This window comes from Amycolatopsis sp. QT-25, from assembly GCF_029369745.1.
Taxonomy (GTDB): Bacteria; Actinomycetota; Actinomycetes; order Mycobacteriales; family Pseudonocardiaceae; genus Amycolatopsis.
Map to the genome: position 1 here is coordinate 3,593,938 of NZ_CP120210.1, position 12,958 is coordinate 3,606,895.

11 protein-coding genes are annotated in these 12,958 nt (G+C 69.4%); 4 read left to right on the plus strand and 7 right to left on the minus strand.

Annotated features, from left to right (window positions below; all coding sequences use genetic code 11):
• Positions 1–261: 261 nt before the first annotated feature.
• A complete protein-coding gene (locus tag P3102_RS16605; RefSeq protein ID WP_276370329.1) occupies positions 262–1,845 on the plus strand; it encodes a choice-of-anchor A family protein in 1,584 nt (527 codons plus the stop codon).
• Between the two features lie 459 nt (positions 1,846–2,304).
• Here the strand turns inward: P3102_RS16605 and P3102_RS16610 are convergent, their stop codons facing one another.
• Positions 2,305–2,976, minus strand: a complete 672-nt coding sequence (locus P3102_RS16610) for a GntR family transcriptional regulator (protein WP_276370331.1) — start codon at positions 2,974–2,976, stop codon at positions 2,305–2,307.
• The gene (locus P3102_RS16615; RefSeq protein WP_276370333.1) at positions 2,973–4,406 is read right to left on the minus strand and encodes an aldehyde dehydrogenase family protein; all 1,434 of its coding nucleotides are present in this window, start codon (positions 4,404–4,406) and stop codon (positions 2,973–2,975) included. The genes P3102_RS16610 and P3102_RS16615 overlap by 4 nt, the downstream gene beginning before the upstream one ends.
• 138 nt (positions 4,407–4,544) lie before the next feature.
• On the opposite strand from P3102_RS16615, the gene P3102_RS16620 reads away from it, so the two are divergent.
• Positions 4,545–5,990 carry an FAD-dependent oxidoreductase gene (locus P3102_RS16620; protein WP_276370334.1) on the plus strand — a complete coding sequence of 482 codons (1,446 nt, stop codon included), beginning with the start codon at positions 4,545–4,547 and terminating at the stop codon, positions 5,988–5,990.
• On the opposite strand, the gene P3102_RS16625 is transcribed toward P3102_RS16620, so the two are convergent.
• Genes P3102_RS16625 through P3102_RS16635 form a run of 3 tightly spaced genes read right to left on the minus strand, consistent with a single transcriptional unit; the run spans position 5,974 to position 8,965 of the window.
• Entirely contained in the window at positions 5,974–6,897 is a 924-nt protein-coding gene (locus P3102_RS16625; protein ID WP_276370336.1) for an alpha/beta hydrolase, read from the minus strand. The genes P3102_RS16620 and P3102_RS16625 overlap by 17 nt on opposite strands.
• Entirely contained in the window at positions 6,894–7,853 is a 960-nt protein-coding gene (locus tag P3102_RS16630) for an aldo/keto reductase (RefSeq protein ID WP_276370337.1), read from the minus strand. The genes P3102_RS16625 and P3102_RS16630 overlap by 4 nt, the downstream gene beginning before the upstream one ends.
• Before the next feature lie 8 nt (positions 7,854–7,861).
• Positions 7,862–8,965: a zinc-binding dehydrogenase gene (locus P3102_RS16635; RefSeq protein WP_276370339.1), complete on the minus strand. Its 1,104-nt coding sequence runs from the start codon at positions 8,963–8,965 to the stop codon at positions 7,862–7,864.
• A gap of 50 nt (positions 8,966–9,015) precedes the next feature.
• On the opposite strand from P3102_RS16635, the gene P3102_RS16640 reads away from it, so the two are divergent.
• Complete coding sequence (locus P3102_RS16640) at positions 9,016–10,395, plus strand: amidohydrolase family protein (RefSeq protein ID WP_276370341.1); 1,380 nt, start codon at positions 9,016–9,018, stop codon at positions 10,393–10,395.
• On the opposite strand, the gene P3102_RS16645 is transcribed toward P3102_RS16640, so the two are convergent.
• Complete coding sequence (locus P3102_RS16645; protein ID WP_276371205.1) at positions 10,312–11,028, minus strand: SDR family oxidoreductase; 717 nt, start codon at positions 11,026–11,028, stop codon at positions 10,312–10,314. The two genes, P3102_RS16640 and P3102_RS16645, sit on opposite strands and share 84 nt — an antisense overlap.
• Before the next feature lie 69 nt (positions 11,029–11,097).
• On the opposite strand from P3102_RS16645, the gene P3102_RS16650 reads away from it, so the two are divergent.
• The gene (locus tag P3102_RS16650) at positions 11,098–12,039 is read left to right on the plus strand and encodes an aldo/keto reductase (protein ID WP_276370342.1); all 942 of its coding nucleotides are present in this window, start codon (positions 11,098–11,100) and stop codon (positions 12,037–12,039) included.
• A gap of 220 nt (positions 12,040–12,259) precedes the next feature.
• On the opposite strand, the gene P3102_RS16655 is transcribed toward P3102_RS16650, so the two are convergent.
• Positions 12,260–12,913 (minus strand): alpha/beta fold hydrolase, encoded by a 654-nt coding sequence (locus P3102_RS16655; protein ID WP_276371207.1) that lies wholly within the window; start codon positions 12,911–12,913, stop codon positions 12,260–12,262.
• Between the last annotated feature and the right edge of the window lie 45 nt (positions 12,914–12,958).

Genomic DNA, 12,958 nt, shown 5'->3' on the forward strand with positions numbered 1-12,958 from the left:
GCAGTCGACAAGGTCGACGCTTCGCCCGTCGACTTTGTTCGTACTTCGGCGGCACCGTTCAGGTCGCCGGAACCGCGAGAGCGGGACGGTCCGGAAGGACTTTCGCAGGGAATTTCTTCGGTTTTCGTCTTTCACCTGGAATCTCCCTGTCGGGACGACAGCGGATGTGCACGAATGGGGTGGGTCACCTCTCTCGCCCGGTCGGGGGTATTTCCCGTTTCCGGTTGTGTTCACCCGGTCGACGGGCACAAGAATCGCCCCATGCGCTCAAGGCGGTTCGCCTCTTTTTCTGCCGGTGCCGCCGCCGCGGTGTGCGTGGCGGCCCTCGTGGTCACCGATGGCGCGGTCGCCGCCCCCTTGCCGGGCGGACTGGGACCGTGCGTCGGTTCCGCCTGCCCGGACAAATATCCGCCGGTGAACAACAACGGCTACGCGGGCCGTGACAACGGCATCAACGTCTATGTCGGCGGCGAATTCCGGGTGCGCGAAGCGGCGGCGGAAGCCGAAGGCCGAGTCGTCGTCCTCGGTGATTTCGACATGGCGAAACGAGCGGGCGCGTCCTCCGTCTACAACGTCGGCATCGCCGGTGTCGGATCACGCGTTCCACCGCCGGACGGCGCGGACTTCCTGAGTACGGGCGGAAACGTCACCGTCGCGGCGGGTCAGCGGCTGCTCGCCGAGGGCGGTGTCGTCCGGCACGCCGGAACCGTCACCGGGACGGTGGCCGGCGACGTCGAAAAGGACCCCGACGCGGTGAAACCCTATGTGGGCCTGCGTGAGGATCTCCGGGTGGCCAGCAAGTGCTACGCACGGGAAGGCACCACGCCGCGCCCGGCCACGGGCACGGCGACCAACCAGGGATATCGCACCCTGTTCACCGGCGACGGCAAATCCGCGCTGCAGGTGTTCACCGTGGACTTCGACCTGACCGGCCGCACCGGAGGCATGCAAGGGATCGAATTCGAAGGCATCCCGGCGGGGGCGACGATCCTGGTCAACATGGTGGGAGCCGCCCGGACGATCAACACCTACACCGGCGACCTGAACGATCAGGACCCGCTGAACAAACTGCGGGAACGGCTCCTGTGGAACTTCCCGGACGCCACCAAGGTGAAGATCGCCGGTGGCGCCCAGTTCCAGGGAAGTGTGCTGATCGGTGAGCCGGAAAGCACCACGACCGTCACCGCGTCCGGAATGAACGGCCGCTTCTTCACCACGGGCTCGCTCGTGCACACCTCCGAAGCGACCGGTGGGGGCGGACAGGAGTTCCACGCCTACCCGTTCGACGGCGACCTGCCCGAATGCGGCAGCACACCGACCACGACGCCGAGCAATTCCACGTCCTCGTCGAGCTCTGCGAGCCCGACGAGCAGCAGTTCGGCCACGTCGACTTCGACCACGTCTCCTTCCACCTCGACGACGCCGACTTCGTCCCCGTCCACGCCGAGTCAGACGAGCACCACCTCCACGTCCACCACCACGACCAGCAGCAGTTCGGCGACGAGCAGCAGTTCCTCCGGCAGTACTACGTCATCGAGTCCGACGAGCAGCGGCACCGCCACGTCGTCGAGTCCGACGAGCAGCGGCGCCACGTCTTCGAGTTCGAGTAGCACGGCATCGACGACCAGCAGTTCGTCGAGCACGACACCGGGGCCCGAGGTGACCGGTAGCACCACGCCGGGGCAGCCGGGAGCGACCACCCCCGGCGGTGGGCCGACCGACAATGGACCGCTGGGTTCGACCGGTAGCGAGCTTCGGGGACTGCTGGTCGCCGGTCTGTTCCTGCTGCTCCTCGGTGGCGTGCTGGTAGTGCTCACCATCAGGTCGAGGCGCCGCGAGTCCTAGTGGGGAGGATCCCGTTTCCGATGAGGGCGAACGAAGGACTGTCCCCTAAAGAGATCCCAGACTCCAACCGGCCGACAAGGTCGGTCGCGCGCGAATGTCCACAAGGGACAGCTACGTGGCGCTTCGGGCGCGAGGCCGTCTCGGTGTAGGGATGCCGCCAGGCCGGAAACGGACGATGTGTGGTGAAAGGTAAGGCAAGTGTGGCCGGAGTGAGCCTCTGCCCTGCAGTGTCCACAAGGGACACCACACCCCCTGCGCCGCTAGGCCGCCGCCGTGGTTGTACCCCGGTCGCCCTAGGCGCACCGATGCAGCCGACAAATCCCGACCCTCATCCCTTGTGGACGGTCGAGGATAAGCTAAAGCTCCTCGGCGAGGTCACTTCCGCCTCCAGCGCCAGCGTGCACGTTGTCTTACCACTCCCGAAGCGATCACCCGAAACGATCGCCTCCGTCACGACACCTACGGATGCCGCCAGGCCAAGAAGGTCTCCAGCGTGGTCAGCCGGTGTTCCCGTACGGCCAGTTCGATCTCCCCGGCCGGGGCGTTCCGATCGAACAGGTCCAGGATGTTCTGGTGCTCCCGCACGGATTCGTGCGCGCGACCGGGGACGAAGCTGAACGTCGACGTGCGCAGTCCGGCCAGCCGGTTCCAGCCGCGGTTGACCAGATCGAGCACCTGGGGGTTGGGGCAGGTGCCGAGCAGGACGCGGTGGAAGTCGCGGTTCAGCGCGGTGAACCGCGAGGGTTCGAAGTTGTCCAGGCAAGCGGTCAGTTCCGCGTTGAGTCCCTTGGCCTCGTCCAGTGCCTTGCCGGGCAGCGTCGGCGCCGCCAGCGCGGCGGCGTATCCCTCGACCAGCGCGAGTGTCTGCATGGTGTGCTGGTAGTCGCGTTCATCGGCCATCGCCACCTGCGCGCCGACGTTGTGCTCGTAGGTCACCAGCCCTTCGGCCTCCAGCCGCCGGACGGCCTCGCGCACGGGCACGGTGCTGACCCCGAGTTCCTGCGCGATCTGCCCGAACACGAGGCGGTAACCGGGGGAGAAGGTGCCGTCGTCGATTCTCGCCTTGATCCAGTGGTAGGCGATCTGCGACTTGCTCTTCGCGGCCGAGTTCACCGCGTCGCCGGCGGTCACGAGTAGTGCAGCCAGACTGACTTGATCTCGGTGTAGGCGTCGATGGCCCACGGCCCCATCTCGCGGCCCCAGCCCGACGCCTTGTAGCCGCCCCACGGCGCGGCCATGTCCGGGATCGGCGGCATGTTGACGAACACCGCCCCCGCCCGGATGCCGTTGGCGAACCGCTGCGCGACGCCGAGGTCGCGGGTCCACACGGTGGCCGCGAGCCCGTACTCGGTGTCGTTCGCCCGCGCGAGCAGCTCGTCCTGATCGTCGTAGGCGGTGACGGCGAGGACCGGGCCGAAGATTTCTTCGCGCATGATCGTCATGTCATCGGCGACACCGGCGAACAGCGTCGGCGAGTAGAAGTAGCCTTCGCGGTCGATGCTCTGGCCGCCGGTGACCAGCTCGGCGCCCTGTTCGCGGCCGGTCGAGACGAGGAAGTCCACGTGCTCGCGGTGCTTCGCGGACACGAGGGGCCCGAGCTGGGTCGACTCGTCCAGGCCCGGTCCGAGCTTGAGGCCCTCCAGCCCGGCGGCGAGTTTCGTGACGAACTCCTGCTCGCGCTTGCGTTCGACGAAGAACCGGGTGTACGCGGCACAGACCTGCCCGCTGTTCAGCGTCGCGCCCGCGAGGTTGCCCGCGACGGCGGCGTCGATGTCGGCGTCCCCGGCGATGATGCTGGGTGCCTTGCCGCCGAGTTCGAGCGTGAGCCGCTTGAGGTTGGACTCCGCGCTGGCGGTCGTGATCAGCTTCCCGACGGCGGTCGACCCGGTGTAGGACAGGTGGTCGACGTCGCCGTGCTTGCTCAGGAGCGCGCCCACCGCGCCGTCACCGGTGACCAGGTTGACCACCCCCGGCGGGAACCCGGCCTCGTGCACCAGCTCCACCAGCCGGATGCTGGTCAGCGGTGTGACCTCGCTCGGCTTGATCACCACGGTGTTGCCGGTGGCCAACGCGGGCGCGAGCTTCCACACCAGGATCATCAGCGGGAAGTTCCACGGCGTGATCAGCGCGTTCACCCCGACCGGCTCGCGGCGGGTGTAGTGCAGCGTGTCCGGGAAGGACACCGGGTTGGTGGTGCCCTGGATCTTGGTCACCCAGCCCGCGAAGTACCGCAGGTGCTCGGCCGCGCCGGTGACGCTGACCTGACGGGAGATGCCGATCGGCTGCCCCTGGTCGCGGGTCTCGAGCGCGGCCAGCTCCTCGTGGTGCTCGTCGACCAGCGATGCCAGCTTGAACAGCAGCGCGGCCCGCTGGACCGGCAGCAGACCCGCCCAGGCCGGGTCGGTCAAGGCCTTCCGTGCGGCGCCGACGGCCGCGTCCACGTCGGCGGCCGACGCGGTGCCGACGTCCTCGATCACCTGGCCGGTGGCCGGATCGTACGTCGGCAGGGACCCGCCTCCCGCGGTGGTCCACTGTCCGTCGATGAACAGGCGTGTGGCCATGGCTAGCTCCTCCTCGACCGGTGTGTGATCGAGTATCGGGCGCCGTGCGGTCCCCGGTCTTGCCCGCCAGGGCACGCCGATTGTCGGCCAGCGAAGCGAATCCGCCGGGCGGGGCCACGCCTTGCGAGGGTGAGGGACATGGACGTCATCGTGGTGGGAGCGGGTTCGGCCGGTTCGGTGGTCGCCAGGAGGCTGGCCGACTCCGGAGCGTGGGTCACCCTGCTCGAAGCGGGCGGGCCGGACACCAACCCGGCCATCCACGACCCCTCGCGGGCGGGGGAGCTGTGGCACGGCCCGGAGGACTGGGACTACTACACGGTGCCGCAGCCGCACGCGGCGAACCGGCGGCTGCATCTGCCACGCGGCAAGGTGCTCGGCGGATCGCATTCGCTCAACGCGATGATCTGGGTGCGCGGCGCCCCGGCCGACTACGACGGCTGGGAGCTGCCCGGCTGGCGGTGGGACGACGTGCGCCCGGTGTTCGAACGGATCGAGAAGGATCTGCTCGAAATCGTGCCGAACGAGCCGCTGCACCCGATTCAGCGGTCCATCGTGGACGCCGCCGTGCAGACCGGCCTGCCGTTCAACCCCGACTACAACGGCGACGAGCTCGACGGTGTCTCGGTGCAGCGTGTCACCACGCGCGACGGCAAACGGCTCAACACCTGGCTCGCCTACGGACTGCCCGCCGCCGAGCGGATGACCGTCCACACGGGAGCGCTCGTCCACCGGCTGTTGTTCGAGGGCGACAAGGTGACCGGCGTGCTGGCCGAGGTCGACGGCGAACTGCGCAAGGTCTTCGCCGACGAGGTCGTGCTCGCCGCCGGCGCGCTGGCGTCACCGGCGATCCTGCTCCGCAGTGGTGTCGGTCCGGCGGACGAACTGGCCGTTCACGGCATCGACGTCGTGGCGGATCTGCCGGGAGTGGGGAAGAACCTGCACGATCACCTGCTCTCGCCGGTCATCTTCGCGACCGACCGCCGTCAGGTCGACCCGCCCGCGCCCGGTCGTTCGGTCACGCAGACGCATCTGTTCTGGCGCAGCCGTCCCGGCTTGGCGGTGCCCGACACCCAGCCGATCCACTTCAGCGTACCGATGTACGAGTCGTGGATGACCGGCCCGGAGACCGGGTTCTCGCTGATGGCGGGCATGGTGACGCCGCGCAGCCGGGGCAGTCTGCGGCTTTCGGGGCCGGGTCCGCTCGACGTGCCGCTGATCGACCTCGCCGCGCTGGAAGACCCGGCCGATTTCGAGAGCCTGGTCGCGTCGGTGGAGCAGTGCCGGGAGATCGGCCGGGCGGCCGCGCTGGCGGAGGACTGGGGGGCCCGCGAGCTGTATCCGGGACCGGGCGCCGACGTCGGTGCGTACGTCCGGCGGACCGCGATCACCTACCACCACCAGGTCGGGACCTGCCGGATGGGCACCGACGCCGGATCCGTGGTCGATCCGGAGCTCGCCGTCCACGGCTTGAGCGGACTCCGGATCGCCGACGCGTCGGTGCTGCCGCGGGTGACCACGGGCAACACCAACGCGCCGGCGGTGCTGGTCGGCGAGCAGGCCGCCCGGTTCATGCTCGGCCGATAGTGCGGCGCAACCAGGAGGCCCGGGCGGCGAGCGCGGCCCTGGTCACCTCGCTGTCCGGGGCGATCCGGTCGAAACCGTGGTACGCGCCCGCCCAGACGTGCAGTTCCGTGGGCACACCCGCCTGCCAGAGGCGCCGCGCGTAGTCGACGTCTTCGTCGCGGAAGATCTCGGCCGCCCCGACCTCGATGAAGGCGGGCGGCAGGCCGGTGAGGTCCTCCGCGGTCGCCGGGACCGCGTACGGCGAGGTCTGCCCGTTCAGGAGGGATCGCCAGCCGAACTCGTTGGCCTCCCGGCTCCACACGCCGCGTTCGGCGAATTCCACCGTGGACGCGGAGTCGTTGCGGCTGTCGATCATCGGGCACAGCAGCAGCTGACCGGCCGGCGCCGGCCCACCGCGATCCCTGGCGAGCAAGGCGAGTCCGGCGCTGAGCCCACCGCCCGCGCTGCCGCCGCCGACGATCAGACGGCCGGGGTCGAAACCGAGCTCGTCCGCGTGCTCGACCATCCACGTCAAGCCCGCATAGCAGTCTTCCAGCGGCGCCGGGTGCGGATGCTCGGGAGCCAGCCGGTAGTCCACGGTCACCGCGACGAAACCGAACTCCTCGACCAGCCCGACCATCCGGGGCAGGTCGGCGAACCGGTCGTCCAGCACCATGCCGCCGCCGTGGATGTTGTAGAACCCCGGCGCGCCCCGGGCGTCCCGTGGTTTGACGACGGTGACGACCACGCCGGTACCGGGCACCTCCCGGTCTTCCCAGACCAGGTCCCGGTCGCCGATCGCCTCGGCACAACCGAGGTTTCCCTCGGCCAGCGCCCGCCGGATGCCCGCCAGCGAGCCGGTGCCCAGCGGCGGTCCGGCAGGCAGGCCATCGAGAGCCGCGGCGAGTTCGGGATCGAAGGCCGTCACGGTCCCTCCGGATCGACGACGCCGCGGTCGGCCCAGTACGGCTCGACGAGTTCGCGGAGCCGGTCCGCGCCCACCCGCTCGACGAGGTCCACCGCGCCCAGGTTGTCCTTGAGCTGCTCGGTGCTCGTCGCGCCGAAGAGGGTGGTCGTGTTGGCCGGATGGGTGAGGGTGAACGCGAGGCACAGCTGCGCCGGGGTGGCTCCCAGCTCGGTCGCGATCTTCGCCAGTTCCGGAGCGGAGGCGGCGATTCGTTCGCGGATGTCGCCGGGATCGCGGCCGACCTGGCGCGCGCCGCTGTTCTTGCCCAGCAGGATGCCGCCTTCGAAGATGTCCGAGGACTGGAGCGTGACCCCGAGTTCGCCGAAGATCTTCTCGAAGGGTTCACCGTCCGGAATGGACCGTCGAGCGACGCTGTACTTCAGCTGCGCGATGGCGGGCCCGGGCACGTTCTCCGCCGCGGCGAAGTCGTGCAGGGCCTGGATCGTGGTGGCGGACCAGTTGTTCACGCCCCATTGCCGGAGGAGCCCGGCTTCCCGGAGCTCGTTCAGGTCCAGCACCAGCCGGTGCAGGTCGGTGTCGGCACGCCGGAGATCGCCCAGCACCACCAGATCGGCGTGTTCGACCCCGGCGCGGAACAGCGCGTTGTCCAGCTGTTCGCGGAGATTCCGCTCCGGATAGCCCTCCAGCCAGAGCTTGGCCGAAAGCAGGTAGTCGTCGCGGCGGAGGCCGGCCGCGCGGACCATGGCGGAGAACAAGACGTCGGTGAAGACCGGGGTGGCGCCGGGAAAACCGTAGACGCCGACGTCGAAGAGCGTGATCCCGGAATCGACCGCGGTGCGGACCAGGTCCACCGCCTCGCGGAAGTCCATCCGGTCGTAGGTGTGCCAGGAGCCGAGCGAGAGCACGCCGGTGAGCGGCCCGTCACGGCCGATCCGGCGCTGGGGGATGACGGACATGGAATCTCCTAGGGGAGGCGGGGATCGATGACGGCCTTGAGCTCGCCGAGCCGCGACATCGACTCGACGCTCCGGGACGCTTGGGAAAGACCGACGGGCGCGCTGAACAGCTCGTCCCACGGCAACCGCTCGGCGAACGTGCGGAAGAAGTCCACCGAGCGGTGGTAGTCGGCGATGTCTCCGTTGAGCGAGCCGACGACCGTGAGTTCCTTGCCCATCACGGTGCCCAGCGCCACGGGGGAGGGCGCGGGACCGGTGGAACCGACGATCGCGACCGTGCCGCGCTGGGCGGCGAACGCCACCGCCTCCTCGCCGATGGTCGGCCCGCCGGCGAAGTCGAAGACGTGGTCGGCGCCGCGGCCGCCGGTGAGTTCCTTGACCCGCTCGATGCGGTCTTCCGTGCCGCCGCCGACCGGAATCGTCGCGGTGGCCCCGAAGCTCTCGGCCGTCTTCAGCCGGTCGGCGGGACCGCCGATGGTGATCACGTCGCCCGCGCCGGAGATCCGCGCGACGGCGGTGGCGAACACGCCCAGCGCCCCCGCGCCCTGCACCACGACCGTCGCGCCGGGCCGGATCCCGCCCGCCCGTGACACCGCACGCAGCACGGTTTTGCCCGCGCAGCCGGACATCGAAGCCCAGGTGTCCTTGACGTCGTCCGGCAGAAGGAGTTTGGCCGCGCCGGGAGTCACGTAGCAGTAGCGCACGAGGCCCCCGGTCGCGTACGGGAAGACGTCGGAGCGCTGGAGGAAACCGTATCCGCGCTTCTCACAGGCGACCGGTTCGCGCAGGATCGTGCAGCCGTGACACTTTCCGCACGTCGACTCGGACCAGCCGATGCGGTCGCCCTCGGCGATCTCGCGGCCGAGGGTGTCGGTGGTGCCCGGTCCGACGGCCACCACCTCACCGACCATTTCGTGCCCCAGCACCATCGGGAGCATGCCGGGGAAGGTCATCTGGCCGGACCAGAGGTGCACGTCGGTGCCGCACAGCGTGGTGCAGGTGATCCGGACCAGCGCGGCGCCCGGTTCCGGCTCCTCGGGCAGCGGGAGTTCCCGCAAGGTGAGCGCGGAGCCGTGTTCGGTGAGCACCGCCGCTTCGGTTCTGTTGACCATCTTTTTAGTCTACAGTCGTAGGAGAAAAAGTCCAGATCCTGGAGGAAACCATGCCGTCGCAACGTATTCGTCCCGCATCACTCGTGGTCCGCGGCGGTCCGATCCTCACCTTCGACCCGGCGGGCACGGTCGTGCGGGCGATGGCCGTGCGCGACGACCGGATCGTCGCTCTCGGCGACGTCGCGCTGGACCACATCGGCCCGGAGACCGAGGTGATCGATCTTGCGGGCAGAACCGCTTTGCCCGGTATCAACGATTCGCACCTCCACGCGACCTGGCTCGGTGCCCGGTGGCCGGACACGCTCATCGGTGGCGCCGGATTCACCGGGGGAGAAGAGAAAACGGTCCGGACCGCGGCCGAGCGGCGGGCCGCGATCCTGCGCGCGGGCGAGCTGTGCGCGTCACTGGGCATCACGAGCTACACCGAACCGGGGCTCGGCCCGGGCGAGACGGGATGCTTCGGCGCCGAGGTGCTGGAGGAATACGCGGCGCTGGCCGCGGAAGGACGTCTGCGCGCGAGGGTCACCGCGCTGCGGCTCTTCGGCCTGCTCGACGGCGCGAGTTCGCTCGCGGCCTTCCGGCGCGGGCTGGCGACGCCGTCACCGGCCGCGGATCCGTTGTGGCTCACCGTTCCCGGCGTGAAGATCTTCGCCGACGGCATCCCGCCGATGCGTTCCGCGTGGACCCATCACTGTTACGCCGACGGTTCGCACGGTGCGCTGCTCGTCGACGGCGACGACGATCCGGATCGCGCGGGCAACCTCGCCGCGATGATCCGGCTGGCGCACGACGCCGGAATGACGGTCGCCGTGCACGCCACGGGGGACCGCAGCATCGAGGCGGCGCTCGGGTCGCTTCGCCGCGGTGACCACCTGGTGCACGGTGATCTGGTGACAGTGGATCAGCTGGCGCGGATGGCGTCGGCGGGGATCGGCCTGACCACGCAGCCCGCGATCGCGGTCGCCATGCGGGGCATGCTCTCGGACGCGCTCGGTGCCGAGGCCGGTGCCCGTGCCTGGCCGCTGGCGGACATGCTGAGCTCGGGTGTCCCGCTGACCTTGAGCAGTGACGCGCCGGTGGTCACTCCTGACTGGCGGGTGCACATCGCGGCGGCGGCACGGATGCTGAACGTGTCCGAAGTGGACGGGAAACTGATGGCCCGGTTGCTGCGCTGCTACACGGTCGCGGCGGCCGGACAGGACGGGGCGGCGGACTGGAAGGGCTCGCTGACCGTGGGCCGGGTCGCCGACTTCTGCGTGCTGGCGGCGAATCCGCTCGAGGTCGCGTGCGCGGACCTGCCGGACGTCGGTGTCGAACTCACCGTGTCCGGCGGCCGCGTCGTGTACTCAGGTGAGCAGTTGCCCGCCGTCGACCTGGAGGCTCACCCCGGTGAGATGGCGGGCGTCGGCGGAGGCGAGGAACAGGACTGACGGCACCACGTCGGCGACGGAAGCGATGGTGCCCAGCGGGATCCTCGCTTCCCACGCCGCGCGGGCGGCGCTGTCCGAGGCGAAACCGGCGGTCATCGGGGTGAGCACCGGGCCGGGCGCGACGGCGTTGACGCGGATGCCGTGCGGTGCCAGTTCGAGCGCGGCCGAACGGGTGAGTGCCTCGACGGCGGCCTTGGTGGCCTCGTAGTGACCGAGTCCGGGGGTCGGCTGACGGGCGCCGATGGAGGTGATGTTGACGATGGCGCCTCGCGTGCCGGCTTCCAGCATGTGCGCGCCGACCGCGCGGGTCATCAGGAACGTGCCGCGGAAGTTCACCCGCGTGCACAGATCGAAGATGCCGATGTCGAGCCCCACCAACGGTCCGCCGCCGCCGGCGAGACCCGCGTTGTTGACCAGGACCTCCACCGGGCCGAACCGATCGGTGATCAACGCCAGCGCCGCGTCGACCGAGCCGGGGTCGGAAATGTCGAGTTCGACGTGTTCCGCGCCGAGCTCGCCCGCCAGCTCGTGGGCCGCGCGGGCGTCGACGTCGGCGATGACGACACGGTCACCCGCGGACTGGAAGGCTTCGGCGACTCCACGGCCGATGCCACTGGCGCCGCCGGTCACCACTACGAGTCTCTTGTTCATTCTACGATCGTAGACTAAAACTTGTTTCCGTTGCCAGCGAAAGGAATTCTCGTGTTCGAGAAACAAAACGGACTGGGCTTCACCACTTCGGCACTGAGCCTGGGATCGTGGAACACCTGGGACCGCATGGACTTCGACGACGCGGTGCGCCTCATCCGGTACGCGATCGACGCCGGGGTCACGCTGTTCGACGTGGCCCACTACGACATGGGGCCGCATGCCGAACAATCGCGCACGGATCTTCTTTTCGGTGAGGCCGTGCGGGCGGCCGGGATCGACCGCGACGAGTACCAGCTGTGCGGGAAACTCTGGCTCTGGGACTACCCGAACACCGGTTTCGCCGAGCAGCTCGCGACCTCGTTCGACCGCGTCGGTGTCGACCGCGCGGAAGCCGTCGTGGTCGGCGACTACTTCGAGCGCCCGGACATCCCTCGGATCGTCACCGAGGTGGCCGAACAGATCCGGCTCGGCCGCTTCGACGTCTGGGGCGTGAACAACTGGCAGGCCGCGGACCTCGACCGGGCACTGGACTTCGCTTCCCGCGAAGGGCTTCCGGCACCTGCTTTCGCCCAGCTGAAGTACAGCGTCGCACGGCGTTCCATGGCGGAAGGTCCTTTCTACGGCGCGCATTTCGAGGCCGGTCGGTTGACGTTGCAGGCGTCGGACGTGTTCGAAGGCGGTGTGCTGCTCGGCAAGACCCCGTCGCGGAAGATCGGCGCCGATCCGGGGGGAATCCGGGACGCGATCCGTGCCGCCGCTTCGCGGGTCGCTGCCGTGGCCGCGGATTTCGGCGTCAGTCCTTCGCAGCTGAGTGTCGCGTTCTGCCTGGCCTACGAGCCGGTGGCCAACGTTCTGTTCGGAGTGAGCCGGATGGCTCAGCTCGAAGACAACTTGGGCGCTGTCGCGTTGGCCGCTTCGCGGGGCGCCGAGGTGCGGGCGGCTCTGGAGGATCTCTGGCTGGACCGGGACGTGGCGGCGGACGGAACTTTCTGAACCCCTTTCGCGACTGCGTTGAAGGACGCTTTCCTGGCAAAATTCGCCAGGAAAGCGTCCTTCAACGCAGCGGTGAGCGCACCGGACCCGGATCTCGCCGCTCCTCGCGACGCGGCCGGAACCGGAGTCGCCTGCCAGCCTCCGGATACCGGCAAAGGGTCGTTCAGGACAAAGCTGTCCTGAACGACCCTTTCATGACACACGCGGAAGCCGAAGGACCTCAGCCGAGGAACTCCAGCACAGCGGCCTTGAACTCCGGACTCCGCAATGCCCCGCCATGATCGCCGGGTACTCGCACCAGCGAGGCTCCCGGCACCAAATCGACCAACGTCTCGATGCCCTGGCTCACCGGATCCTCGACACCCGCCACGAACCGGGTGGGCACGGACACGGCCCCGGAAACCGGCGCGAAAGGCTCCGCCCGCAGGTCTTCGATGCACCGCGCGAGCGCGGCGGGGTTCCGTCCCGGCGCGGTGATCATGTGCGCGATCATCCCGGTCAGGGGATCCGACGGCACCTTGCCACCGTCGGCGAACGCCAGCGCGGCCGCGACGTCGACCGCGCCGAAGGGTTCGAACGGGCTCACTCCCGCGAGCACGAGCCGCCGGACCGGCGCTTTCCCCGGCAGTTCCCAAGCCAGCCGCGCGCCGAGCGAGTAGCCGACGACGTCCACTTCGGACAGCTCGGCGACGAGCCGGGTCAGCTCGGCGGTGATCGCGGCGGCACCCAGCGAGCCGGAGGGAGCGGGGCTGGAGCCGTGCGCGGGAAGATCGGGCACGAGCACCTCACGTCCCGCCGCGGTGAGTGCGGCCGGCCACCCGGTGGTGATCCAGTCGGTGTGCCCGTCGGAGGCGAAACCGTGCACCAGCAGCACAGGCGGCCCTGAAGCGGCCTCGGGGGCGAAACGACGTACGGCAAG